General features: G+C 38.8%; 27 protein-coding genes, 1 tRNA gene, 1 pseudogene and 2 riboswitches. Of the genes and pseudogenes, 10 read left to right on the top strand and 19 right to left on the bottom strand.

The window, feature by feature from the left end:
* The 12 genes and pseudogenes from DDE80_RS05155 to DDE80_RS05100 all read right to left on the bottom strand — a co-directional run bounded on the left by DDE80_RS05155 (nt 1) and on the right by DDE80_RS05100 (nt 12,429).
* Complete coding sequence (locus DDE80_RS05155) at nt 1–1,404, bottom strand: hypothetical protein (RefSeq protein WP_108306608.1); 1,404 nt, start codon at nt 1,402–1,404, stop codon at nt 1–3.
* Complete coding sequence (locus DDE80_RS05150) at nt 1,394–2,242, bottom strand: diguanylate cyclase domain-containing protein (protein WP_108306607.1); 849 nt, start codon at nt 2,240–2,242, stop codon at nt 1,394–1,396. Before DDE80_RS05150 ends, DDE80_RS05155 begins: the two co-directional genes overlap by 11 nt.
* Nucleotides 2,232–3,290, bottom strand: coding sequence for a hypothetical protein (locus DDE80_RS05145; protein ID WP_108306606.1), 1,059 nt, complete (start codon nt 3,288–3,290; stop codon nt 2,232–2,234). The genes DDE80_RS05150 and DDE80_RS05145 overlap by 11 nt, the downstream gene beginning before the upstream one ends.
* Nucleotides 3,291–3,433: 143 nt before the next feature.
* The gene (locus tag DDE80_RS05140) at nt 3,434–4,588 is read right to left on the bottom strand and encodes a dicarboxylate/amino acid:cation symporter (RefSeq protein ID WP_108306605.1); all 1,155 of its coding nucleotides are present in this window, start codon (nt 4,586–4,588) and stop codon (nt 3,434–3,436) included.
* Nucleotides 4,589–4,745: 157 nt separating this feature from the next.
* Nucleotides 4,746–5,207 (bottom strand): annotated as a pseudogene (locus DDE80_RS05135) (methionine ABC transporter ATP-binding protein); the annotation flags it as partial.
* 85 nt (nt 5,208–5,292) lie between these two features.
* A riboswitch (SAM riboswitch) is annotated at nt 5,293–5,396 on the bottom strand.
* 47 nt (nt 5,397–5,443) lie between these two features.
* Nucleotides 5,444–5,755 carry a thioredoxin family protein gene (locus tag DDE80_RS05130; protein WP_108306604.1) on the bottom strand — a complete coding sequence of 104 codons (312 nt, stop codon included), beginning with the start codon at nt 5,753–5,755 and terminating at the stop codon, nt 5,444–5,446.
* Between the two features lie 12 nt (nt 5,756–5,767).
* Nucleotides 5,768–6,088, bottom strand: a complete 321-nt coding sequence (locus tag DDE80_RS05125) for a toprim domain-containing protein (RefSeq protein ID WP_108306603.1) — start codon at nt 6,086–6,088, stop codon at nt 5,768–5,770.
* Between the two features lie 57 nt (nt 6,089–6,145).
* Nucleotides 6,146–6,526: a glycine cleavage system protein GcvH gene (gene gcvH / locus DDE80_RS05120; protein ID WP_108306602.1), complete on the bottom strand. Its 381-nt coding sequence runs from the start codon at nt 6,524–6,526 to the stop codon at nt 6,146–6,148.
* Between the two features lie 81 nt (nt 6,527–6,607).
* The gene (locus DDE80_RS05115; RefSeq protein WP_108306601.1) at nt 6,608–6,961 is read right to left on the bottom strand and encodes an arsenate reductase family protein; all 354 of its coding nucleotides are present in this window, start codon (nt 6,959–6,961) and stop codon (nt 6,608–6,610) included.
* A gap of 99 nt (nt 6,962–7,060) precedes the next feature.
* Nucleotides 7,061–8,833 (bottom strand): acyl-CoA dehydrogenase family protein, encoded by a 1,773-nt coding sequence (locus tag DDE80_RS05110; RefSeq protein ID WP_108306600.1) that lies wholly within the window; start codon nt 8,831–8,833, stop codon nt 7,061–7,063.
* A gap of 24 nt (nt 8,834–8,857) precedes the next feature.
* On the bottom strand, nt 8,858–10,030 hold the full coding sequence (locus tag DDE80_RS05105) for an acetyl-CoA C-acetyltransferase (protein ID WP_108306599.1): 1,173 nt from the start codon (nt 10,028–10,030) through the stop codon (nt 8,858–8,860).
* A 14-nt stretch (nt 10,031–10,044) separates the two neighbouring features.
* Nucleotides 10,045–12,429 (bottom strand): 3-hydroxyacyl-CoA dehydrogenase/enoyl-CoA hydratase family protein, encoded by a 2,385-nt coding sequence (locus DDE80_RS05100; protein ID WP_108306598.1) that lies wholly within the window; start codon nt 12,427–12,429, stop codon nt 10,045–10,047.
* 218 nt (nt 12,430–12,647) lie between these two features.
* Here DDE80_RS05100 and DDE80_RS05095 point away from each other — a divergent pair, with 218 nt between their 5' ends.
* Nucleotides 12,648–12,965, top strand: a complete 318-nt coding sequence (locus tag DDE80_RS05095) for a thioredoxin family protein (protein WP_108306597.1) — start codon at nt 12,648–12,650, stop codon at nt 12,963–12,965.
* Nucleotides 12,966–13,002: 37 nt separating this feature from the next.
* Here DDE80_RS05095 and DDE80_RS05090 read toward each other — a convergent pair.
* Nucleotides 13,003–13,073 (bottom strand) — tRNA-Thr (locus DDE80_RS05090).
* Between the two features lie 84 nt (nt 13,074–13,157).
* On the opposite strand from DDE80_RS05090, the gene DDE80_RS05085 reads away from it, so the two are divergent.
* From DDE80_RS05085 to DDE80_RS05070, 4 genes are read left to right on the top strand one after another with little or no spacing between them, the layout of a single operon-like run.
* Nucleotides 13,158–13,481 carry an ArsR/SmtB family transcription factor gene (locus DDE80_RS05085; protein WP_108306596.1) on the top strand — a complete coding sequence of 108 codons (324 nt, stop codon included), beginning with the start codon at nt 13,158–13,160 and terminating at the stop codon, nt 13,479–13,481.
* A 4-nt stretch (nt 13,482–13,485) separates the two neighbouring features.
* Nucleotides 13,486–13,692 carry a hypothetical protein gene (locus tag DDE80_RS05080; RefSeq protein WP_108306595.1) on the top strand — a complete coding sequence of 69 codons (207 nt, stop codon included), beginning with the start codon at nt 13,486–13,488 and terminating at the stop codon, nt 13,690–13,692.
* Between the two features lie 11 nt (nt 13,693–13,703).
* Entirely contained in the window at nt 13,704–13,928 is a 225-nt protein-coding gene (locus DDE80_RS05075) for a hypothetical protein (RefSeq protein ID WP_108306594.1), read from the top strand.
* Nucleotides 13,928–14,401, top strand: a complete 474-nt coding sequence (locus DDE80_RS05070; RefSeq protein ID WP_108306593.1) for a C39 family peptidase — start codon at nt 13,928–13,930, stop codon at nt 14,399–14,401. Before DDE80_RS05075 ends, DDE80_RS05070 begins: the two co-directional genes overlap by 1 nt.
* Before the next feature lie 12 nt (nt 14,402–14,413).
* On the opposite strand, the gene DDE80_RS05065 is transcribed toward DDE80_RS05070, so the two are convergent.
* Together DDE80_RS05065 and DDE80_RS05060 are read right to left on the bottom strand one after the other, a co-directional pair.
* The gene (locus tag DDE80_RS05065) at nt 14,414–15,280 is read right to left on the bottom strand and encodes a 5'-3' exonuclease (RefSeq protein WP_108306592.1); all 867 of its coding nucleotides are present in this window, start codon (nt 15,278–15,280) and stop codon (nt 14,414–14,416) included.
* 1 nt (nt 15,281) lies between these two features.
* Nucleotides 15,282–15,719 carry an OsmC family protein gene (locus DDE80_RS05060; protein ID WP_108306591.1) on the bottom strand — a complete coding sequence of 146 codons (438 nt, stop codon included), beginning with the start codon at nt 15,717–15,719 and terminating at the stop codon, nt 15,282–15,284.
* 148 nt (nt 15,720–15,867) lie between these two features.
* On the opposite strand from DDE80_RS05060, the gene DDE80_RS05055 reads away from it, so the two are divergent.
* Nucleotides 15,868–17,166: a globin-coupled sensor protein gene (locus tag DDE80_RS05055; RefSeq protein WP_108306590.1), complete on the top strand. Its 1,299-nt coding sequence runs from the start codon at nt 15,868–15,870 to the stop codon at nt 17,164–17,166.
* A gap of 48 nt (nt 17,167–17,214) precedes the next feature.
* Nucleotides 17,215–17,916 carry a lysozyme inhibitor LprI family protein gene (locus tag DDE80_RS05050; RefSeq protein WP_108306589.1) on the top strand — a complete coding sequence of 234 codons (702 nt, stop codon included), beginning with the start codon at nt 17,215–17,217 and terminating at the stop codon, nt 17,914–17,916.
* Between the two features lie 48 nt (nt 17,917–17,964).
* Here the strand turns inward: DDE80_RS05050 and queE are convergent, their stop codons facing one another.
* The 3 genes from queE to queC are packed head-to-tail and all read right to left on the bottom strand — an operon-like array spanning nt 17,965 to nt 19,758.
* Nucleotides 17,965–18,675, bottom strand: coding sequence for a 7-carboxy-7-deazaguanine synthase QueE (gene queE, locus DDE80_RS05045; protein ID WP_108306588.1), 711 nt, complete (start codon nt 18,673–18,675; stop codon nt 17,965–17,967).
* Nucleotides 18,668–19,096, bottom strand: coding sequence for a 6-carboxytetrahydropterin synthase QueD (gene queD / locus DDE80_RS05040; RefSeq protein ID WP_108306587.1), 429 nt, complete (start codon nt 19,094–19,096; stop codon nt 18,668–18,670). Before queD ends, queE begins: the two co-directional genes overlap by 8 nt.
* Nucleotides 19,093–19,758 (bottom strand): 7-cyano-7-deazaguanine synthase QueC, encoded by a 666-nt coding sequence (gene queC, locus DDE80_RS05035; RefSeq protein WP_108306586.1) that lies wholly within the window; start codon nt 19,756–19,758, stop codon nt 19,093–19,095. The genes queD and queC overlap by 4 nt, the downstream gene beginning before the upstream one ends.
* Nucleotides 19,759–19,764: 6 nt before the next feature.
* A riboswitch (PreQ1 riboswitch) is annotated at nt 19,765–19,809 on the bottom strand.
* A 177-nt stretch (nt 19,810–19,986) separates the two neighbouring features.
* On the opposite strand from queC, the gene DDE80_RS05030 reads away from it, so the two are divergent.
* Both DDE80_RS05030 and DDE80_RS05025 read left to right on the top strand, forming a co-directional pair.
* Entirely contained in the window at nt 19,987–20,325 is a 339-nt protein-coding gene (locus tag DDE80_RS05030; RefSeq protein WP_108306585.1) for a flagellin N-terminal helical domain-containing protein, read from the top strand.
* 112 nt (nt 20,326–20,437) lie between these two features.
* Nucleotides 20,438–21,181, top strand: coding sequence for a hypothetical protein (locus DDE80_RS05025; RefSeq protein WP_108306584.1), 744 nt, complete (start codon nt 20,438–20,440; stop codon nt 21,179–21,181).
* A gap of 46 nt (nt 21,182–21,227) precedes the next feature.
* Here DDE80_RS05025 and DDE80_RS05020 read toward each other — a convergent pair whose 3' ends face one another.
* The gene (locus DDE80_RS05020) at nt 21,228–21,539 is read right to left on the bottom strand and encodes a DUF3243 domain-containing protein (RefSeq protein ID WP_108306583.1); all 312 of its coding nucleotides are present in this window, start codon (nt 21,537–21,539) and stop codon (nt 21,228–21,230) included.
* 205 nt (nt 21,540–21,744) lie between these two features.
* On the opposite strand from DDE80_RS05020, the gene DDE80_RS05015 reads away from it, so the two are divergent.
* On the top strand, nt 21,745–22,890 hold the full coding sequence (locus DDE80_RS05015) for an S-layer homology domain-containing protein (protein ID WP_108306582.1): 1,146 nt from the start codon (nt 21,745–21,747) through the stop codon (nt 22,888–22,890).
* Nucleotides 22,891–23,018: the final 128 nt, after the last annotated feature.

Below are 23,018 nucleotides of genomic sequence, written 5' to 3'. Positions count from 1 at the left end.
TTAATTCCTTTCATTAAATAATCTTTTACGCAATGTCATACGTAAAAATGCTGTATTCGCAAAAAACAACATAACAAATAATAAAACAAATAACGCCATTGCCCATAATAATAATTCTGCTGGGTTATCTTGATAACGCTTTAAGAGCATGCGCCATTTTGCTGTATGTTGCACAACTTGAAAGCCATGTTCTTGAATGACCGATACATCTTTGCTATCTACACGTAACGGTACCTCACGTAAGTTTTGCCACTCATAATGAACAACTGTATCTAAAACAGCAATATACTTAATTAGCTCATCTACTTTTCCGTAAGCTGGATACTGCAACATAAAACCAATCGTCTTTACATCTTTATACGTGTGTAAGTCAGTGGCCATAACTTCTTGAGCTATAGCGATGTCCTCAACGTTATAGGGTAAAAATAATGGAATATACTCAATAATCGTTCCCTCTATCGTTGGTAAATACGTATTTGTAGTATTTTGTACACGCAATGGCATGCCCTCATATTGATAGTTAGATCCAATTGGATATAATTTATCAATTACCATCTCTTCAAAATCTCGTGGAACAGCAGCCAAGCTTTCGTTTTTCATCAATAACGTTGCCCCATCTTTTTGCGCTTGTTGCAACAGCTTCAACAATGGTTTATTGTCTCGCAATTTAAATATCCGGTTGTTTTTGTTATCAGTAGTCGTTACTTTTACTTGTAAAGTAACGGGGATATTTTTCTGTCGTAATGCTACTAGTATATTTTGTAATTTTTCGACGTTAGTATTGTAATCAATATTAGTAATTAGCAATAAGCTTGATTGCACTGGGAGAGATTGATGACTTAATAGTTTTTGAATCGCCTCTTTTGCTACAACATACGGTTTTTGTCGTAAAGTTACAGGCGCTAAATATACTAAATTCGATTTACGAACTACAGCTGGCACTTGTTGATGATAACTAGACGCGCTTACTACAACTTCACTTTGCGGTACTTTCAATTGAGAAGCAAGAAACGGCTCATCCAATGTTTTTCCGTCTAGTTTATATACTTCGACTTCTTCGCCCTGTTGCCAATCTGCCATTTGTGACAGTTTGGGAAGAATGGTACCTACTATAATTTTTTTAGCGCTACTTTCATTGATAGCATGCCAAATAGTAGCTTGTAAATTTAGATTACTCTCACTAATAAAAGCAATGACATCACTATTAATAATTTGTTCTTCTGTTGGTGAAATTGTAGTTTGTACTTCACCATACGCTGTTAACTCATAAACGAGTCCGTTGATGTCTTCAGCTGGTGTTTGTTCATTCACAATCACTGTGATAATCTGGCTATCCTCCGCTAATGCTACAGGCGCAATACATAACCATAGTAAAAAGCTAGCGATGAGTCGGTTATAAGACATGCGACTTCATCTCGCTTTCTGCTTCGATTAGAATTTGTTCGAGCGTTTGCTCTTGATGAGGATAATACGTATAAAAAGCTGTACGATAAGAGAGTGTAATCCATTTTCCTGATAGCAATTGATGCTCTAAAATGACTTCCTTAAATTTATCGTAAATGATGTCGCGGTACTCATCAGTCGTTGAAGTTAACAGCACAACGAGTTCATCTTCTTTATAACGAAATTTTTTATCCGTTATCCTTGATTTTAGTTCTATTTTTCGTGCTAGCTCTTTCCACATATGAAGCACTTCATCTGCACTATATAAACGTTTAAATTCTTTGTAATTTTCAATTTTAAAAAAGACTAAAGCGAAGTTTAAATCATAGCGATCCGCACGACGCATCTCTTCGAATACCTCAGTCATCATACGTGTTTGATTATCAAAGCCTGTGTCAACATCAATTGCTACATATTTTGTTAAGCGTTCTTCTTGCTGTCTAAGTTGTTGCATCCGTTCCATCATATATTCATGTAATTTTCCTGCTACTATAATTAATACAATGAGAGCAAGACCATAATATAAAAATACATCTAAAAAATATTGCATTTGTTGATTCATGTTTGCACCTATCAACACGTTATAAAATAAAATACTACCGCTAACAAAAAACAATACTAAAGTCGTCATTAGTATAGGTAGCGTACCGAAATATAAGCTGCCCACCATTAATAATCCTGCTATTAATAAAAGCACTAATCCTTCTGCATTCCCCATCAAAAAATAGGTCATGCTACTCGTTATCACAACGAGAGTTACTAACATTAAATTTATCATTGTTAGCATATTATCTCGCATTGTTATACACCTCCATCGCTAGTAAAGGTAAAATATTGTCAAAAGCATGAGTATCATTTGTTTGGAGGTTAATATAACCACTACCTACTTGCATACTTTCGAGTTTATCGACAAATGTTTGAGCCATTGCTATATCTTTTCGTTCTAGATAATAAAGAAGTGCTAGTGCATAGACGGCTGGAGACTCATATGAGACGGCTGGCTGATTACTGCTTACATTGTATCGCCCGAACAACTTAGCATCACGTTGCCAATGCTGTTGTAGCCACTGTGCAAAGTCCGTCGTATCGATTGCCCAGCGTTCACTATTAAGCGCAATATATAATTGATCTACAAGATGCAACTCCTCTTCAAAAATATAGCTCGCTGCTTCAATATCATAAGCTTTTGCGTATGTAGCGCCTTTTTTAGCTTGCTGTAAAATTTTTCGGTGTTGCATTAACATTTCAGTAGTTACTACACCGATTTCGTTAAGTTGCTGTAACGCTCTGCTATCAATATAACTAATTGTTAATGTTTTGCTATGTACACCATTTTTAACATCAACAAAATCTGTAAATAACCCCGACTCCACTTGTTTATGTTGCAGAGCTTCTCCGATTTTTTGTGCTAATAGTTGATAGGATGGTTCCTCAAAGCGTTGACTCGCTAATATTAGTACCCGACTAATACGCAAATCATCAATTAAAGCATTGACAGTCGAGGCTGTCTCACCATTAATTTCCCAACTGATAACATCATCTAATATAAAGTAATGCCGTAATACGGCTACTTGTTCCGCAAAACGTTTAGCATCCCCTCGTTCATATAAATAACTTAGCCATAGGCCTATTGTTTCTGATAAATAATTTTCTTTACGTTCTTTTATATCTGTACGAATGAGCCCTGTAGACGTGATAAACTTATCAATTATAAATTTTTCTAAAGGTGGCGCATCCGCCGGCACCTTATTACTATAAGGCGGTACCTCTGCCTCAGTAGCTTGACACCCTACGACGGCTATCGCAGCTAAACTTGTGAAGTACAACATATAATGATTCCTTTTCATGACTTCACTCCTTTAGTTTTTAAGTATAGCGTACCTACTCTGAACATTTACTTATACTTCACTATTACCCTTATTTATCATAAGCATTCCCCTCTAAATAGAAAAAACCCTTCGACACAACCAAATGTGTCAAAGGGCAACATTTATTTTTTACTCACTTCATCTACAATAATTGATAAGGCACCATCGCCTGTAACATTCGTTGCTGTACCAAAGCTATCTTGTGCAACATATAGCGCAAGCATTAAAGCGAGCATAGTTGTATCAAAGCCTAATACAGTTTCCAAAATACCTAAAGCAGCTACTACTGCCCCGCCTGGCACACCTGGTGCCGCTACCATAGCAATACCTAACATGAAAATAAATTTCGTATACATCATCATGTCCACATCCATACCGTTCATTAATAAAACACCGATAGAACATGTAACTAAAGTAATCATACTACCTGATAAATGAATCGTCGCAAATAAAGGAACGGTAAAGCCTGCCACACGTTCAGATGCGCCCGCTTCCTTTGTTTGCTTCAGCGTTACAGGTATTGTAGCCGCTGAAGACTGCGTACCAACAGCCGTAAAATAAGCAGGTAGCATCGTTTTAATTAATTTTACTGGATTACGCTTAGACATAGTGCCTGCCACGCTATATTGTAACGTCAACATCACCCAATGCATGGCAATAATTAGCACAAATACTAAAGCGAATACAGATAAAATTTGTTTCACTTCGCCTGCATACGTCATATTTAAAAATATACCAAAAATATGGAAAGGTAATAGTGGAATAATAACAAAGTTAATTACCTTTTCAATAATCGCTTTCAATTCAGTAAAGCCACGTTGTAATACGTCGCCTTTAATCGCAGCCATACCAATCCCCATTACAAATGCAAAAACCAATGCTGTCATAACGCCCATCATCGGTTCAATACCGATATCAAAGTAAGTGGTAGCCATACCTGCTCCTGGCTCTTTTACATCGCCTGCTTGACTTGAGACGATGCTAGGTAAAACATTACTTGCTACTGTATAAGCAAGAAAACCTGCGATAATAGTAGACGTATAAGCAATGGCAGTAGCCATACCTAATAATTTTCCTGAGCCTTTGCCAAACTCAGCAATAGCAGGTGCGATAAAACCGATAATAATCAGCGGCACTGCAAAATTAATAAATTCCCCAAATACCGTGTTAAACGTAGCAAATACACGTACAAACATTTCTGGTACGAAGCTACCGAGCAGCACCCCTAGTGCAATGGCAATAATGATGCGCCCTAATAATCCTATTTTCACTTTCATTCCGATTGTCCTCCTAAAAAAAACAGCTGTACATATCCAATACATAGTAATTTACCATACTAGCGTATTGAGTAACAGCTGTTAATTAAAGTTTAACTATTCAAATTATTTATACTCGCTAAAAAGTTCTTTTACAATCGGATAAGATGCTTTAAGTCGCTCTTGCGATACCAACTCGTTGCTTTTGCCCCCCAGATAGTTGTGAAGGATAGGCTTGCCCTCTTCCTTCTAAGCCAACAAGTTGAATTAATTCATTTACTCTAGCTTCTCGTTGTGCTTTAGGAACGCCTGCAATTTCTAGTGGGAATGCGATGTTCTCTTCTACTGTACGCGACCATAATAAGTTAAAGTGCTGAAAAATCATGCTCACTTTTTGGCGCGCCATGCGCAACTCTTTACCTTTAATATGCGAAAACTTTAAATCGTTAACAATTACCTCACCATCAGTAGGTTGTTCTAAACCGTTTAACAAACGAATTAAGGTACTCTTTCCTGCACCGCTATAGCCAATAATGCCAAAAATTTCGTCTTTTTTTATCGTTAAACTTACTTGGTCAACTGCTGTGAGAGGGCCGCTTTTTGTTGTGTATTTTTTTATAATGTTTTTTAGTGTAATCATTAGCGAAAACCTCCTTAGTAAAAAAACCCTCCACCTCTAGTAGGAAGTGGAAGGGTTTGACGTAATCTATTACGTATCAACCGACCACTCATCTCTCAAAGTTATACTTTGTGTGAATTGGCACCTTTTCACTTTCGTGTTGGTTGCCGGGCTTCATAGGGCACTTCCCTCCGCCTCTCTTGATAAGAGTTCGATATATTGTTTGTGTTGTTATGAGTCACTTTACCATGTACATTTTAGCCTGTCAATTCATTTTTCATTAATTCATACAAATAGGGTACGGATTGAAAAGCGTATACCTTTTTTGTTACTTTTCCGCTATTCGTAAGCAGTAAACAAGGAACACTCTCGATTTCATAATCACGCGCAACTTGCTCCTCATAGTTTAAATCCATCTTCCCTATCGCATGTTGCGGTAAGAGTTGCTCAATGACATTCATCATTTTAGAAGCAACTTGGCATGTACCACACATCGGCGTATAAACATACAACGCCACATTGTCCGTTGTCATATTTTTTTCAAATTGTTGTTTTGTCCATTGTTCCATCTAGCCACAACCTTATCTTTTAATGCGTATACCTGCCCTCGCTACTATTGTAGCAAGGAAGCGAGGTGGGGTTTCAGCAACTTGCTTATACGTACGCGTCGTATGTAACTGAATCGCTTCAGGGTAGGTACGTTTCATCAGTTGGCGCAGCTTGTCACCTGATTTGTCTTCATCAAATAACGTATATAGTTCATAGTCCTCATATGGCGCAAGTAGCTCCTCAAGTGTCGTTTGCGAAATCGTGCCGTTCGTACACAAAATAATAATAGGTTCAGCAATCACTTGTGTGAGACGTATTTTATCTGACAACCCTTCTACTAGCAAGCACTTCACTTTGACGCCCCCTTTTAAAAAAGCGCCCCCGACGAAATCGTCAGTGGCGCTACCATATTATTCTTGTGTCATTTCGTCGTACTTGTCAGCATCCATTAAAGCATCTACTTGTGATGCATCTGAAAGCTCTACTACAACCATCCACGCTTGCTCATAAGGAGACTCATTTACGTATTCAGGATTGTCTTCAAGTTCAGCGTTAACTTCTACAACTGTACCTGATACAGGTGCGTATAGTTCTGAAACTGTTTTAACTGATTCAACGCTACCGAATGGCTCGTCAATTGTTAATTCGTCGCCTACTTCTGGTAGCTCAACGAAAACGATATCGCCTAGCTCAGATTGTGCGAAGTGTGTAATACCAATACGTGCTTTACCATCTTCAACTTTTACCCATTCGTGCTCTTCAGAATAACGTAAGTCTTTAGGTGTTGTCATGTCAAAAACCCCTCCATTTTATGTGATACTTTGCCCTTTAAGTTTGCCATATTTCCTATACAAAAACAAGCTTATGACAGCTTATTTCCAAGTTTGTTCAAACGTTTCTTCTTTAAAGCCTAGCGTCACTTTTTTACCATCAGTTACGATAGGTCGTTTAATTAACATACCATCTGAAGCTAATAAAGCGAGCTGCTCTTCCTCGGACATCATCGCTAGTTTATCTTTCAATCCCAACTCACGATACTTCATACCAGACGTGTTAAAAAACTTCTTTAACGGTAGCTCACTCGCTTGCCAAATCACCTTTAGCTCCTCAGCACTTGGTGTAGCCTCCACAATATGCACCGCTTCGAAAGCTACATCATGTTGTTCTAACCATTTTTTAGCTTTGCGACATCCCGTACAATTTGGATAGTGAATCAATGTTAACAACGGTCATTCCCCCTCTTTACAATACGCGTTGAGTATAGCAAAAATTTCGCACGCAGGGAACTATAAAAAAAGCAGGCTAGAGGTAGCCTGCTTACGTTATTACACGACGTACTTTTCTGCATCGATAATTTTAACAGATGCCTCACGCTTTTTCGAGATTAAATCATACGGCTCATTGCGTGTTAATTTGCGTAATGCTGATAGCATCATACGCGCTTGATCACCATCTGTTGCATGCAGTAGTACAGTTTTTGCCTCTTGTTCAATTTGCGCAAAAGCTTCCTGTGCAAAGATTTGTGTATATAATAATTTTTGCATCGCTTTATCTACGCCATCTTTAGCAATCGCTTTCGCTGTACGAATTACTGCAGACTCCATCGCATATAATTGATTTGCGATGTTAGCAATGCTCACTAATACTTCTTGCTCGTCATTAAGTTTAGCGCCGTAACGTTGCGCAGCTAAACCTGCAGCTAATACGCCAATTTTCTTTGCGTTTTTCACTAAATACTTTTCTTTATCTAGTGGTTCATTACCTACTTCCTCTGGCATCATCATTAAAATTTCTTGTTGAAGTTGTTGTGCTACTTGTAGTAATGGTAATTCACCTTTTAATGCTTTTTTCATGAAAGTACCTGGTACAATCATGCGGTTAATTTCGTTTGTACCTTCAAAGATACGGTTAATACGTGAATCGCGGTACATACGCTCTACTTCGTACTCTGCCATAAAGCCGTAGCCACCATGTAGTTGTACAGCCTCATCTACAACGTAATCTAGTGTTTCTGAGCCTACTACTTTCGCAATTGAGCATTCAATCGCATACTCTGCAATGGCTGCCGCAATCGTTTTACCATCTTTTTGTGCTGCTTCGTCCATTTGACCAAGGCGATCCTCAAATAACCCAACTGTACGGTAGTTTAATGACTCCGATGCATAAATACGCGCTGCCATCGTTGCTAATTTATCCTTTGTTAATGAAAAATCAGAGAGCTTTGTTTTAAATTGTTGACGTTGGTTGGTATATTTCACAGCAAGCTCTAGACCACGTTTTGAGCTACCTACTGTACCTACCCCTAATTTATAACGGCCTACGTTTAAAATATTAAAGGCAATAACATGCCCGCGACCTACTTCGCCTAATAAGTTCTCTACTGGTACTTTAGCGTCTTCTAAAATTAAAGTACGTGTTGATGACGATTTAATACCCATTTTCTTTTCTTCTGGACCGACTGATACACCTTCATAAGTGCGTTCTACGATAAATGCTGAGAATTGATCGCCATCTACTTTAGCATATACAACGAAAACGTCTGCAAAGCCTGCGTTTGTAATCCATTGTTTTTCACCGTTTAGTACATAATGCGTACCGTCTGCCGAAAGTTTAGCTGTCGTTTTTGCACCTAATGCATCTGAGCCTGAGCCTGGCTCTGTTAATGCGTATGCCGCAATAAGCTCACCTGTTGCTAACTTTGGTAAGTATTTTTTCTTTTGCTCCTCATTACCAAATAACACGATTGGTAATGAACCAATACCTACGTGTGCACCGTGGGTAATTGAAAAACCACCTGCTACTGACATTTTTTCTGCAATTAATGCTGAAGAAATTTTATCTAAACCAAGGCCTTCATATTCCTCTGGTACATCAGCACCGAGTAGACCTAGCTCCCCTGCGCTCTTTAATAGACGCACAGAGTGCTCAAATTCGTGGTTTTCTAAATGCTCTACTGCTGGTAAAACTTCATTTGTTACATAATCTTCTGTAGTTTTAGCTATCATTTTATGCTCATCCGAAAAATCCTCTGGTGTGAATACGCGATTTACATCCGCTTCTTCTACTAAAAATCCGCCGCCTTTAATAATTTCTGTCATACTAAAAACCTCCCCAATTTGTGTTTAGATGATTTCAAATACGCCTGCTGCACCCATGCCGCCACCGATGCACATCGTAACTACCCCATATTTTTTACCTTGACGTTTCAGTTCATGAATTAATTTTAATGTTAAAATTGTGCCTGTTGCACCTAATGGGTGACCGAGTGCAATTGCACCGCCATTCACATTGACCTTATTAACATCAATGCCGAGCTCTTTTACAACTTGCAGAGACTGTGAAGCAAATGCCTCGTTAATCTCCCATAAATCAATATCCTCTATCGATAACCCAGCAATTTCTAACGCTTTTGGTACAGCTACAATAGGCCCTATTCCCATAATTTCAGGAGGTACACCGCCTACTGCAAAACCTAAAAACTTTGCCATCGGTGTCATGCCTTGTTTTTCTGCTTCTTGTCGGTCCATAACGAGTACGGCTGCTGCACCATCAGAAGTTTGAGAGGCATTACCTGCTGTAACACTTCCCTTAACATTAAAGGCTGGGCGCAATTTAGCTAAACCTTCTACTGATGTACCAGGACGAACCCCTTCATCTGTATCAAAAGTAAAGGTGCGTGTTTGCTGCTTGTTAGTAGCATCTACATAATGCTGAGTTACCTCAACTGGTACAATCTCGTCCTTAAATTTACCTTCTTTAATTGCCTTTTCTGCAAGTTCATGAGAGCGAACAGCAAACGCATCCTGCTCTTCACGGCTAACATTGTATTTCACAGCCACTTGCTCTGCTGTATGCCCCATGCTCATATAATATTCAGGTGCTTCCTCAACGAGTTTAGGGTTTAAACGCACCGTGTTACCTGTCATCGGAATCATTGACATGGATTCAACACCACCGGCAATAATTGCTTTCGCATGACCTACCATAATTCGCTCGGCTGCATAAGCGATTGTCTGCAAACCTGAAGAACAAAAACGGTTTACCGTCAATCCTGGCACTGTATCAGGCAACCCTGCTAACGCACCAATATTACGCGCTACGTTCATTCCTTGTTCTGCTTCTGGCATCGCACAGCCCATAATAATATCTTCAATTTGTCCCGTATAATTGGCACGCTTAAGTGTTTCTTTGACTACTAGCGCACCAAAGTCATCCGGACGTACTGTTGCGAGTGAGCCTCGCTTTGCTTTACCAATAGGTGTTCTTGCACCTGCTACAATTACCGCTTCACGCATAATCAAATTCCCCCTTAGTTACGTAATGGTTTACCCTTCATTAACATATGTTGCATACGTTGCTGTGACAGTGGATGAGAGACAAGTTGTAAAAAGGCTTCACGCTCTAAATTAAGCAAGTACTGCTCATCAACAGCCGTGCCATAAGGTACTTCACCACCTGCGATGACATAAGCTAATTTTTTAGCAATAAATAAATCATGATCACTAATGAAGCCCGATGCATGTAAACCGCGCGCTCCCATATATAAAGTGGCATAGCCTGGTGCCCCTGTTACGATAACTTTCTCACGTACAGGAGGTGTATAACCCGCTTCGTATAGCGCCAGTGCTACCTGTTTAGCGTCATAAATTTGGTGATCCGGATTTACCGACACACCATCAGCAAAGTCCAAGAAATTATTATCGCGCGCTTCTTCGCCTGATGTCGAAACTTTAGCCATCGCCACTGTTTCAAATACTTTATTAGCAATATGCTGATAATCCACTTCTACTCCTGTCGGTAAACCTTTAAGGAATTTTTCGTATAACCCTTTATTGCCACCCCCGCCAGGGATTAAGCCAACACCTACTTCTACTAATCCCATATACGTTTCCATCGTGGCTTGAATATGAGCGGCTGGTAAGCAAACCTCTGCGCCACCACCGAGTGTCATACCAAATGGTGCAGCTACTACAGGTTTAGTAGCGTATTTAATACGCATCATCGCATCTTGGAATGATTTAATAATGAAATCGAGTTCAAACACATTATCATCCTGTGCCTCCATTAAAATCATGCCAAGGTTAGCGCCCACACAGAAGTTTTTACCTTGATTACCAATGACAAGCCCTTTGTAGTTTTTCTCAACTTCATCCACTGCGTAATTAATCATTTGAATAATATCTGGACCAATCGCATTTGCTTGGGAATGAAACTCTAGTAATGCTATACCATCACCTAAATCAATTAAGCTAGCACCTGTATTACTTTTAATGACGCCGTGTTTCTTTTTATAGCGCTTTAAATTAATTTCTTTTGCATTCGTCGGTACTTTTTCATAGCCTTCCCCGTTGTAGTAAGCTACGTCACCATCTAACTCGCTGTAAAATGTTTCAAAACCATCCGCTAGCATTTTTTCTACGAAAGCTGGGATTTCATGCCCTTCTGCCTTCATTTTTTCTACAGATTGTGCCACGCCAAGCGCGTCCCAAATCTCAAATGGACCTTGTGTCCAACCAAAACCCCACTTCATAGCGTTATCAATGGCTACAATATCATCCGCAATCTCGCCGTGTAATTGTGCAGCATAGCGTAACGTTGGTGCTAAAATATTCCATAATAACTCACCAACACGGTCATCTGCATATGTTAGTAGTTTCACACGATTTGCTAAGCCCTTCACTTGTGTAGCTTGTGCCATAGAAGCTGTTTTTAGTTTTTTCATTTCTCCATACTCAAGCGTTTGTGGATTAATTTCTAAAATATCTTTACCTTTTTTGATAAAGAAACCTTGCCCTGATTTAGCACCGAGCCAGCCCTTCTCTACCATGTCACTAATAAACTGTGGTACTGCAAATACGGCCTGCTCTTCTCCTGTTGTTTGGTCATAAACATTTTTAGCTACATGCAAAAATGTATCAAGACCTACGACATCTAACGTACGGAAAGTAGCTGATTTAGGACGACCGATAAGAGGCCCAGTTACAGAGTCTACCTCACCTACAGAATAGCCTCGCTTTAGCATTTCTTGCACAGTAACTAATAAGCCATAAGTGCCGATACGATTGCCGATGAAATTTGGTGTATCTTTCGCTAAAACGACACCTTTACCCAGCACATCTTCTCCAAATGCTTTCATAAACGTAAGCACTTCTGCATTTGTCGTTTTAGCAGGGATAATTTCTAATAATTTCAAGTAACGCGGTGGGTTGAAAAAATGTGTGCCTAAGAAATGTTTTTGAAAACCTTCAGAACGACCGTCTGCCATTGCATCAATACTAATACCTGAAGTATTAGAACTTACAATTGTATGCGGCGCACGCACTTTATCAATTTTTTCATATAAGCTTTGTTTAATTGCTAGATTCTCTACTACTACCTCAATAATCCAATCCACTTCTTGCAATTTGTCGAGATCATCTTCAAAATTACCTGCCGTTAATAAAGCTAGGCTTTTTTTAGATGTTAGTGGTGCTGGCTTTTGCTTCGTAAGCTTTTGGATAGCTGTTGTCGCAAATTTATTACGAACGGCTTTATCTTCTAGTGTTAAGCCTTGAGCCTGTTCTTCTGCTGTGACTTCTTTTGGTACGATGTCTAAAAGTAATGTTGGAATCCCAATGTTTGCTAAGTGTGCTGCTATGCCTGAACCCATAACTCCTGATCCTAAAACGGCTGCTTTTTTAATTGAATACGTCACAAGACATTCCCCCTTAATCCCCTTGAATGAATCATCATTCATTTTTTGTGTAAAAAAATATAAACACCATTTCTGTTATTAGTGTAAGTTATTTCTACAAATTACGCAATCTTTTTTCTCGTATAATTTTCATATAACCTTCTTCTTTCCTTTCAAAACATATTATTTTATAGTTTCTCTGTTTATGTGTACACTATTATTAGAGGAGTGTGAGTAAAATGGAAAAAATCACAACAGTTGAACAGTTTAATGAAATTATTAACAGCGGTAAAGATGTACTTGTAAAATTTTATGCAGGCTGGTGCCCTGACTGCACGCGTATGGATATGTTTATTGACCCAATCGTGGAAGCTTACGATAAATATGTATGGTATGAAGCTAATCGCGACGACCTACCAGAGCTTGCAGAAAAATACGATGTTATGGGTATTCCAAGCTTATTAATTTTTAAAGATGGTGAGAAGTTAGCACATTTACACAGTGCCAATGCTAAATCTCCTGAGCAAGTTACAGCATTTTTAGACGCTCAAGCATAAGAAAAAGCCTGCGAAAAATTTCGCAGGCTTTTTTATATGCCGAATGACAGAATTGAACTGTCCTCTGATGCTTACCATGCATCTGTTTTACCACTAAACTAAATCGGCTCACTTGTTTTTAATATTAACAGATGCTCTTGCTTACTGACAAGCCCTTGACAAATTTTTTTATGCGTAATAAATTCATGACATATGAAACAATTAAATTCTGGCGATGAGCTATTAGCTGTCTTTGAAGCACTTGCCCACCCGCTGCGTCTCACAATTATCGAACAACTAACAAGGCAACAACAATATGTTAGTCAGTTGGCGCGAGATGTGGGCATTAGTCGACCACTACTTTATCTACATCTCAAAAAACTTGAGGAGGCCAATTTAATCCAAGGACATAGTGAAATTTTAGAAAGTGGTAAGGCCGCAAAGTATTATACTTTACAGCCATTTGACTTCGACCTTAATGCACAGCTAATTGCGCAGCTCGCCCCGTCCTTAACACTTAAAAAAAAGAAGGAGTGATCGCTTGTTAGTAGTTATGCTTGTTAGCTTATTGCCTTTGTTAATTTTTATCGCAATTGCTGTTATTGTCATGCGTATTTTTAAACGTGCAGAGCAACGTGCTAATGAACGTTTAGAAATAGAACGTGTGCGTGCGCAAGAGTTGCAGCGCCAAGTAGCCGAAATGAAATTACGCGTACATCGCATTGAAGAAATACTAGAAGAAATTTAAGGAGGTTTGTTATGTCAATGATTAATTTAGGTGATGTAGTAGCTACAACCGTTTTGCTACTACCTCTATTTGTAATTGTTATTTTATTTATACTAACGATACGTTTTATTAAACGCGCAGAGCAACGTAACAATAAAAAGCTTCACTATGAGCATCAGGCCTCTGTTTTATTAACAGAAGATTTGAAAGATATTAACGAGCGTTTAGATAAAATTCAACGCTTACTACGTGTGTAATGGTTTCACAATATGACACGTCCGTTAAAGCTGCGTGGCGCGACTCCGCCTGCGGTCCGACTGCTACGCATATTGTATTGTCACATTACGGGCTTACATATTCGATTAACGAACTTTATCGTACGCTTGGCACAACGCGCTTGGGATTATTTACGCCGTGTTTAATCCGTAATGCTAAACGTTTACTCGGTGATGATTTTATTGTAGCACGCGCGTCTGTTAAAACAGTAATGCAATTAATAGATTGTCAATTACCTGTGCTTGCCAAATTCGACCGTTTCACTTCACTTACACCATGGAAACGTGCGCATTATCGCTATCACTGGGTGGTAGTAACGAATTACACTATTAATAACGACCGTCTAACTTTTACAGCTCTGAGCAATAATCACATTTTCACCTTCGATTACGGTCAGAATGCTCATGCTCTCACATTTGTCTACATTGTACCTAAAAATGGGGCTACTCTTTAAATGAAGAGTACCTCATTTTTTATTAATATGACGAGCTACGAGGGTAAAATGAGCTTCATTTAATTGTGATACAGCTTGCTCAAAGGGAGGAATAGTTAATGCCTCTAAATTTGTTGTTATCGGTGCTTCACAATGAATTTCAGCAAGCTGATGCGAAACCTTTAGCATCTCTTTATCAGCTTCGATTTTTCGTCGTTGCGCTGGCGTTAATGTTTCAATCGCTTGTAACACACCTTCAACAGAGCCATGTTTTTTAATTAGCTGTAAAGCTGTTTTTTCGCCAATACCCTTTACACCTGGATAACCGTCGCTTGCATCCCCCATAAAAGCTTTAACATCAGCAAACTGTTTGGGCAAAATGCCGTATTCTTCAGTGAAGCGCGCTTGATTATAACAATTGTATTCTGAGTAGCCTTTTTTCGTTAAAGCAATCGTAACATCAGACTGTAGTAACTGTAATAAATCTCGATCACCACTTACTACCGTAATAGTTGCTGCATCGCACCACTTTTTTACCATAGCACCAATTAGATCATCCGCTTCTAACCCTGGCTGTCCAAAACTATGCCACCCTAGTGTTGTGGCAAGCTGTTTTGCCATATCAAATTGCGGTAGCATTTCTTCAGGGGGTGCTGGTCGATTTGCTTTATAGCCGTCATAAATGTCATTGCGAAATGTTACAGCGCCCATATCCCAACAGATAGCCATATAATCCGGCTTAAATATACGATTTGCTGTAATAACATGGCGCGCAAAGCCTTGCGCTCCGTTAGATGGTGTGCCGTCTGGTAGACGAATGAAGTGCCCCATCGCTGCAGACGCAAAATATGATCTAAACAACAGCGCCATGCCATCAATAATTAATAGTTTTGGTTTCATTTTATCCCTCTTCTTTTTGAATGGTAACAGTAATATCAAGTGCAATGTCAACATTGCCACGCAATGCTCGACTAATCATACAACTACGCTCTGCCTTTTCGGCAATGCGACGTGCGAGACCCTCTTTGTGTGGATTAGCTAGACTAATGCATGGTCGGTGAATAATCTTTTTATAAGTTGGTACCTTCTCATCGGTAACATAGCCTTCAGATTTCATAGTAAGTGTAGCTACTACACCAGAGGCTTCTAACATAGCTGCTAAAGAAATAATATAACATGTTGCAGCTGCGCCTAGTAACATCTCATCAGGATTCGTTCCGCTATTAGGACCTTGCATTTCACTCGGTATTGAGATAGCAGTTGTGCTATGTCTAAGCGTTAAATTCCCTACAGCATTACGTCCTTGAGGCCAATCTAATAACACGCTAAATTTATGCATATCCTCACCCACTTTCATTACTTTAGTATATTTTTTTTGGAAAATTTGTATATATTCTAAATGGAATTAACTAAAATTTATTATACTTTTACGCAGTAGTATTATAAGATGAAGCTAGGAACGCAATAAAGAAAGGGAGTAATAACTAATGGCTTTTTGGTCTAAAACTAAACAACCCACACCAGTAACGACACTCGCTACGCACGATGTGCATGCAGTACTGCAAGTGACAGACCCTTCATTACGCAAACAATTAGCACTCATCCATTTTACTATTGATGACCTACGTGTACTAAAACAATTACAACCTTATATTAAAGAAGATATCGAACGTATTACGAACGTTTTTTACGACAGTATTTTAGTAGTACCTGAACTTAAGCAAATCATTGACGAACGTACTGAAGTAAGTCGACTAAAGCGTGCGCTTATCGCTTACATTACAGATATGTTTAGCGGCATACTCGATGATCAAGCTTTAATGCGCAAACAAAAGCTCGCTAAAGTGCACTTTGAAATAGGTCTTGCGCCAAAATGGTATATTGGTATGTTTCAACAATTACAAGAAGAAATGATTGCCCTATTAGCCAAACGTTTGCCTCATAGCCAACTGAAAGGAATGGCCATGAAAGTCGTGGCAAAGCTTATCAATTTAGAAATGCAAATTGTTTTAGAAGAATATGAACGTGAAAATGTTCGCTTGCGTGAGCAACAATTTACAAAGGTTAAAGATGAACTTAAAAACCGTATTGTTGCTATTCTACAAAATTTACAACATTTAACTGAAGGTACGGCCGCTTCGGTTCAACAAATTACAGCAGGTACGGCTACCATTGAGCAGACGATTGCTGACAACATAACAATCGTTAATCAAGTACAACAAGATGCTCAAGATGGACAGCTTGATGTTAAAAAACTTGAAAAAGAAATGAATGAAGTTACTGTACATACCGTAGAGATGGCAAAAGTCGTTGACCAGTTAAGCCACTCTTCACAAGAAATTATCTCTATAATTACACTTGTAAAAACGATTGCTGAGCAAACTAACTTGCTCGCATTAAATGCTTCCATCGAAGCGGCACGCGCTGGCGAACATGGTAAGGGCTTTGCTGTAGTCGCTCAAGAAGTACGAAAGTTAGCTGAGCAATCTCGTGATTCCGTGGAGCGTATTACTTCACTTATCGATACTTCAACTACATTAACCAATGCGGCAGTCACAATGATTGACGATATGCAAAGAAATGTAGAGGCAAGTGTCACCGTTTCGCAAACGACACAACATAAATTTAAAGAAATTGCACACGCGGTAAACGCCAATAAACAACAAATTGCACATGTAGCTGAAGAAATCGAACGTCTTGCTACTACAATTCAATCTATTAATACTGAAACGACCCATGTTGCTACTACAGCGGATGAATTGTACCAAGCTACTATGCATTTCTAACTACTTATGTGAGCTTTTACTACTTTACTATCGAATCGAGGTTTTGTTATGCATCAGTGGAAAACGATCGCATTGCTAGCACTAGGTACTAGCTGTATCATGTTAGGGTTCGTTATTTTTGCTTTTTTCACACTCGATCGCAAGCTGACACAAAAGGATACGGAGATCGCCCAATTAACGAGAGAAATTGCTATGTTACAAGCGCCGATAATTGAAGAAACACCCCAAGCTAGTGCGGCGGAACAACCACCTACACTAGAGGATGAAGTTACTACAATAGATACGCCTAAAGCTGTCACTACTGTTGAAAATGTAGCGCCTGCGCCAGTCGCAGCGCCTTCTTATAAAGAGCAACTTGCACAATACGCGCCTCATTTAACGCAAATTTATTTCGTAGAAACCTATGCATTTGATGGCGTATCTTACCACCTATTGCATGAGATGTATAATAATGCTGAGGTGCGAGGCATTTATGAAGAAGCGCATAGCCGTGTCCAATACATCTTTAATGAAATGAACGACGTGTTACAATCTGTCCTCCCGCCCCAACAATTAGCACAATTTGACGAAGAACAACGCGTTTGGCAACAAATGATTGATGCTAGAGTCGCAGAGCTCCGTAGCCATGGTGGCAGTGCAGTAGGTGGCAATGTAGCCACATACCTCTATGATGAGACCATGTTACGTTGTAAAGATATTCTTCACAATTACTTTGATGTCGTTGAAATTACAGGTACACTTCCCTATTAATGAAATGCATAGGCCCACTCGCACTTGTCGAGTGGGCCTACTTTCCTATTATACGCCTTGACGATTGCCCCATACTAACGCATGTAATTGTGGTAACACATGCACGTTTTGCATCACTTCGCACGCACTTACTTTAGTAACTAACCATTCATAACGTGCCAATAAATTAAGCGCAGTTTGGCGCTCATCTGTAGCAGTTACATCCGCATTACCTGGTTGCACATAAAAAGGTACGTTAGGGTAGCGTGTATATAATTGCTTAGCAAACGTATAGTCTTGCTCATCAAATACGACAATTTTAATACTAAACGATTTTTCTCGCAAACTAGCGACCCATACGTCTAATACGGCATAATCTATTTTCATGCCACTACTTGGTGGTTTAGGCGACAGTGTAATGTCGTCAATATAGGCTAACCAATTTTGCCATACCGTCGCTTGTGTTTCGATGGTAAGTTGAACGCCTTGCGCTTTTAATGACGTAACTAAAGGTTCTAAACTTGCATGTAGTAAAGGATTGCCTCCAGAAAGCGTGACATGTTTAGTGCGTGAAAGACCAAGCGCTTCTAGTCGTTCGATAATGTCATCTGGCGTCATCATTATCGGCTTTTGAGAACCGTCCCAAGTAAAAGCAGAATCACACCAGCTACAACGATAATCACAACCAGCTGTACGCACAAACAAAGTTTTGCGACCAATCATCATGCCTTCACCTTGAATAGTAGGACCGAAAATTTCGAGTACAGGAATTTTACGCATTAAAATCCTCCTCTTTTGGACGATAGTACACATAGCTTGTCGGTGTTTCTCGCACAAAAACTTGGAGGCAACGCGCTTTATTATTTTTCGTATCAAGAAGCGCTTGCACCTTGCGCCAAATGACAGACGCTACTATCTCTGTAGTAGGATAAGCCGTTAAAAAATCGGGGTGTTCATTCATAACACTATGATCAAACGTACCATGCACCGTGTCTTTTAACGCTTTAAAATCAATTAAAAAGCCGAGCTTATCTAATTGATCCCCTGCAATCGTCACATTTACAAAATACGTGTGACCATGCATGCGAGCGCATACCCCAGCTGCCTGATCTGGGATGAAATGAGCAGCTGAAAAATTCATATCTTTATTTAATTCGTAACGAAAATGATGAGCAACTGTAGGATAAATTTGTTGAATCACTTGGCTACCTCTTTTTGTGCAAGATAGCGTTCTAGCCCTTCCTTACGCAAAATACATGCTGGGCACTCACCACAACCATCGGCTGCAATCCCCTCGTAGCAGGTTAGTGTTTTAGTACGCACAAAATCAAATGCACCTAACTCATCAGCTAGTGCCCATACGGCTGCCTTATCACGCCACATAAGCGGCGCATGTATAACAAAGTCTGCATCCATCGCTAAATTAAGCGTAACGTTTAATGACTTGATAAAAGTATCACGGCAATCAGGATAACCGCTAAAATCCGTTTCACTCACACCTGTAATAATATGACGCGCATCGACAGCGTAAGCATACAGTGCGGCAAACGAGAAGAAAATATGGTTGCGTCCGGGCACGAACGTATTCGGCAAACCGTCATCTCGCTTAGCAATGGGGATATTTTTTTTCGTTAAGGCATTAGGTGATAACTCGTTAATACTATGCATCGGCATAATATGAAACGATACACCTAATTCTTTCGCAATCGCTTCAGCATGTGTTAGCTCTTGTTGATGACGCTGACCATAATCAAAGCTTAGCGTAAATACCTCTTTAAAATTTTGTAACGCCCAAAATAAACAAGTTGTACTATCTTGACCGCCGCTAAATACTACGACTGCCTTTTCATTATTTAATTGCATATGAACATCTCCTTAGTTTTTTATAGAGGGATGGTTACGAACCTCTGCCCGCATTTCGAGCATTAAAAGTATAGCATATTTTACTGCGCGCTGTTAGCACCTCCATGTAGATAAAGGTTATTCTTCTTCGCATTTTTAGACTTAACTTAAAGTTGATTATAAAAATACGGGGAGATAATCCGATAAAGAAAAAGCACTACATAAATTTTAAAGGAAAGTAGGTCATTTATGCGTATTCAACACAATATTGCTTCACTTAATACCCTGCGCAACTTTAGTACAAATCACACCTATTCAGCTAAAGCATTAGAAAAACTATCTACTGGCTTTAATATTAACCGAGCAGGTGATGATGCAGCAGGGTTAGCCATCTCAGAAAAAATGCGCGCTCAAATTCAAGGTCTTACCATGGCACAAAAAATGACCAAGACGGTGTCTCACTTATTCAAACTGCTGAAGGTGCGTTACATGAAGTTTACGAAAAGCTCCATTTTACAACAAGCTGCGCAAAGTATGCTGAGTCAAGCTAACCAGCAACCGCAATCTCTATTACAATTGCTAGCCTAACACGTAGAATAAAATGCTTAGTAAAAAGATTTTTCCCTTCATTAAATTAACCACTTACTTTTTACCTATAATCACCTATAATGAAATAAAGAAATATATTACATTTTAGGAGATGTTAGTTATCAAAAGGCGAATAGCACTACTTAGTATATGTAGCCTCTTATTAGCGAGTTGTGGAGACGAGAGTGCTTCAAGCTCTCGTCCTTCAACACAGCTTACAGCTACAAATACAACACAAGCTGATGTATTAGCAAATGTACAATATGTGGATTATCAAGACCTCTATATGCGCGCTGATAATTACCAAGGCGTAACCGTAGAATTTACAGGTAGAGTCAACCATCTTTATGAACGTAAGGGCAAAACGATACTGACCCAAACATTGTATTGGGTAGATGCTAATGGACGAGAACAAAATATTGGCGATATTTTATGGTATGCAGACGGTCCAACTTCTTTAGTAATAGGTGATGAAATTTCAGCCATTGGCACAGTGAAAGGCTCCTATATGTCGTATAGTGAAACTTTAAGCAACTTCTGGGGGGAATATTTCGCCTTTCGAACCTTTAGCGGTTTACTACCGCAGCAAATACCTGTAATTCACTTGCAGTATTACGAAATTCTTGATTTTAGCGTCGTTGAAGATGATGAACCTATAGAAATGGATGAAGAGCCGATAGCGGAAGATTATGACGATGCCGATAGCTATTATGAAGAACCCGTAGAATATGAAGAAGAATACATTTTTGATGAAGAAGAATTTAATGACTTTGACGCTATTGACGTAGCACCGATTATTGAAGAGGAAGAAATAGACACCTACTACGAAGAAGATGAGTGGGAATATGAAGAATAACGCACAAAAAAGCTGATTAGAAACGCACTCTAATCAGCTTTTATTATTATGCACTCTGTACCATCTTAACTAAGACACGTGACAATGCTTTTTTCTCATCTTCATCTGCTGCTTGCCATAATTCATTTAATACTTTTTCTTCACGATTGCGTGGTTCTTCATGTTTAGCTAAATGATCTGCTACAAACTTTGCTGCTTTAGCTAGCATGGCGTCACTTAAACCTAAGCTCTCACCTTTTGCTAACTGATCTTTCAAATAGCTTGTGAAGTGGGTGAAGCTTTGTAAAATATGATCCTTCTCTTCTGTAGACATCTTATCGATTTGATTACTTACTCGGCTGTTAATATCTTCGCTCATGTAATCTTCCTCTCTTGTTTTGTCTTACAGTATCATTTTAACCCCATTACACTGTTCTTAAACATAAGAAAATTTTACTTTCAATTTCCTGCTGCACTAAAAACCTAATAAAATCATATTAGTAAAAAATTCTAGACTGTAAAACTAATACTATATACTTAATTAATAAGTCATTTTCACTATACAATAAAGGAGCAGATAGACTATGAAAAAAATACTATGTAGCAGTTTAATTATTATGTTACTATTTTCGTTCAATGCTAACTCGACTTCTGCTAAGTGGAGTAAAGATTTTAGGGATGTTTCTTATTCTAACTCTCACGCTAGCAATATTTATTATTTAGCCGAAATGAATATTATTAAAGGATATACTTCATCAAACAGCTATTATCAATCACATTATTTTAGTCCTACTAATAATGTAACAAAGCGTCAAGTAGCAACTATGTTAGTACGCGCCCTAAAACTTGAAGGTGCCAATTATAGTAATCCTGGTTTTAAAGACGTCCCTTTAAACGATCCTGGTTTTAAAGCTATTGCTATTGCAACGCAACAAGGTTTTTTCGCAAAAGAGTCTTATTTTAAACCGAACAGTTATATTACGCGAGCTGAAATGGCAAACACCTTAATGAAAGCATTTAAGTTAACAGGTTCTACAAATTTAAATTTCACTGACATGCCAACCCATCACAATGCTTATCAAGCTGTTCAAGCTTTGGCAGCTAATAATATTACAGTCGGAAATAATGGTCGATTCAATCCAAATCAAACATTGACGCGTGCGCAGTTCTCTTCATTTTTAACACGTGCTTTATTGCCGGCTGCACGTCCAAGCATTCATACGATTTATGCAAATGCTGGGTTTGTCCCTAAAACTTTTGGAAAAAGATATACTTACCAAGGTGGCCATGAAGGCAACAAATATTCGCTGCCATTTAGTTATGCATACGATACGAGTTCAGGTTATACAATTAGTACAAGAATGGAAAATAGTATAGCACAAGGTGATATGGCCATAGAATACGCAGAAACTGCTTCTAAATTCACACTAGATGTAACTATGCCTTATAACAGCGCCACTTTACAACTGCCATATCCTATACAGCTTAATAAGCTTGTAACAATAAGGGATTCAGATTTTTATAATAAGGTAACAATAGCAGTACGTGATTTCAACGGCATTTACAAAGTGGGCAATAAAATTTATACAAACGTTATGGTAGTTGAAGAAAAATCATATCTCGAATATAGTCCCCAACCTTTTCAAAAAACATATCTTATAGCGAAGAATGTAGGCCTCTTGGCTCTATTTACTCACACAGATAACTATGAACTATTAAGCATTTATTAATTATATATAAGGTGATTAACTTTTAGACTTACACTCTTTTTCTTCGTTTTCCTGTATACTATTCTTAATAGATATGAAACGGAGAAAAATGATGCGTAAAATTGTCCTAATTCCTGAAGAACAAATTC

It is taken from the genome of Metalysinibacillus jejuensis, assembly GCF_003057615.1.
GTDB lineage: Bacteria > Bacillota > Bacilli > Bacillales_A > Planococcaceae > Metalysinibacillus > Metalysinibacillus jejuensis.
The sequence above is the reverse complement of the archived record's forward strand: the minus strand, read 5'-3'. Positions and strand labels throughout refer to the sequence as shown.

What these genes read in the sequence shown, in the direction of transcription:
- DDE80_RS05155 (WP_108306608.1), bottom strand. Translation starts at nt 1,404, where the DNA reads ATGTCTTATAACCGACTCATCGCTAGCTTTTTACTATGGTTATGTATT.
- DDE80_RS05150 (WP_108306607.1), bottom strand. Translation starts at nt 2,242, where the DNA reads ATGCGAGATAATATGCTAACAATGATAAATTTAATGTTAGTAACTCTC.
- DDE80_RS05145 (WP_108306606.1), bottom strand. Translation starts at nt 3,290, where the DNA reads ATGAAAAGGAATCATTATATGTTGTACTTCACAAGTTTAGCTGCGATA.
- DDE80_RS05140 (WP_108306605.1), bottom strand. Translation starts at nt 4,588, where the DNA reads ATGAAAGTGAAAATAGGATTATTAGGGCGCATCATTATTGCCATTGCA.
- DDE80_RS05130 (WP_108306604.1), bottom strand. Translation starts at nt 5,755, where the DNA reads ATGGAACAATGGACAAAACAACAATTTGAAAAAAATATGACAACGGAC.
- gcvH (WP_108306602.1), bottom strand. Translation starts at nt 6,526, where the DNA reads ATGACAACACCTAAAGACTTACGTTATTCTGAAGAGCACGAATGGGTA.
- DDE80_RS05110 (WP_108306600.1), bottom strand. Translation starts at nt 8,833, where the DNA reads ATGACAGAAATTATTAAAGGCGGCGGATTTTTAGTAGAAGAAGCGGAT.
- DDE80_RS05105 (WP_108306599.1), bottom strand. Translation starts at nt 10,030, where the DNA reads ATGCGTGAAGCGGTAATTGTAGCAGGTGCAAGAACACCTATTGGTAAA.
- DDE80_RS05095 (WP_108306597.1), top strand. Translation starts at nt 12,648, where the DNA reads ATGGAAAAAATCACAACAGTTGAACAGTTTAATGAAATTATTAACAGC.
- DDE80_RS05085 (WP_108306596.1), top strand. Translation starts at nt 13,158, where the DNA reads ATGAAACAATTAAATTCTGGCGATGAGCTATTAGCTGTCTTTGAAGCA.
- DDE80_RS05075 (WP_108306594.1), top strand. Translation starts at nt 13,704, where the DNA reads ATGTCAATGATTAATTTAGGTGATGTAGTAGCTACAACCGTTTTGCTA.
- DDE80_RS05070 (WP_108306593.1), top strand. Translation starts at nt 13,928, where the DNA reads ATGGTTTCACAATATGACACGTCCGTTAAAGCTGCGTGGCGCGACTCC.
- DDE80_RS05065 (WP_108306592.1), bottom strand. Translation starts at nt 15,280, where the DNA reads ATGAAACCAAAACTATTAATTATTGATGGCATGGCGCTGTTGTTTAGA.
- DDE80_RS05060 (WP_108306591.1), bottom strand. Translation starts at nt 15,719, where the DNA reads ATGCATAAATTTAGCGTGTTATTAGATTGGCCTCAAGGACGTAATGCT.
- DDE80_RS05055 (WP_108306590.1), top strand. Translation starts at nt 15,868, where the DNA reads ATGGCTTTTTGGTCTAAAACTAAACAACCCACACCAGTAACGACACTC.
- DDE80_RS05050 (WP_108306589.1), top strand. Translation starts at nt 17,215, where the DNA reads ATGCATCAGTGGAAAACGATCGCATTGCTAGCACTAGGTACTAGCTGT.
- queE (WP_108306588.1), bottom strand. Translation starts at nt 18,675, where the DNA reads ATGCGTAAAATTCCTGTACTCGAAATTTTCGGTCCTACTATTCAAGGT.
- queC (WP_108306586.1), bottom strand. Translation starts at nt 19,758, where the DNA reads ATGCAATTAAATAATGAAAAGGCAGTCGTAGTATTTAGCGGCGGTCAA.
- DDE80_RS05030 (WP_108306585.1), top strand. Translation starts at nt 19,987, where the DNA reads ATGCGTATTCAACACAATATTGCTTCACTTAATACCCTGCGCAACTTT.
- DDE80_RS05025 (WP_108306584.1), top strand. Translation starts at nt 20,438, where the DNA reads ATGTTAGTTATCAAAAGGCGAATAGCACTACTTAGTATATGTAGCCTC.
- DDE80_RS05020 (WP_108306583.1), bottom strand. Translation starts at nt 21,539, where the DNA reads ATGAGCGAAGATATTAACAGCCGAGTAAGTAATCAAATCGATAAGATG.
- DDE80_RS05015 (WP_108306582.1), top strand. Translation starts at nt 21,745, where the DNA reads ATGAAAAAAATACTATGTAGCAGTTTAATTATTATGTTACTATTTTCG.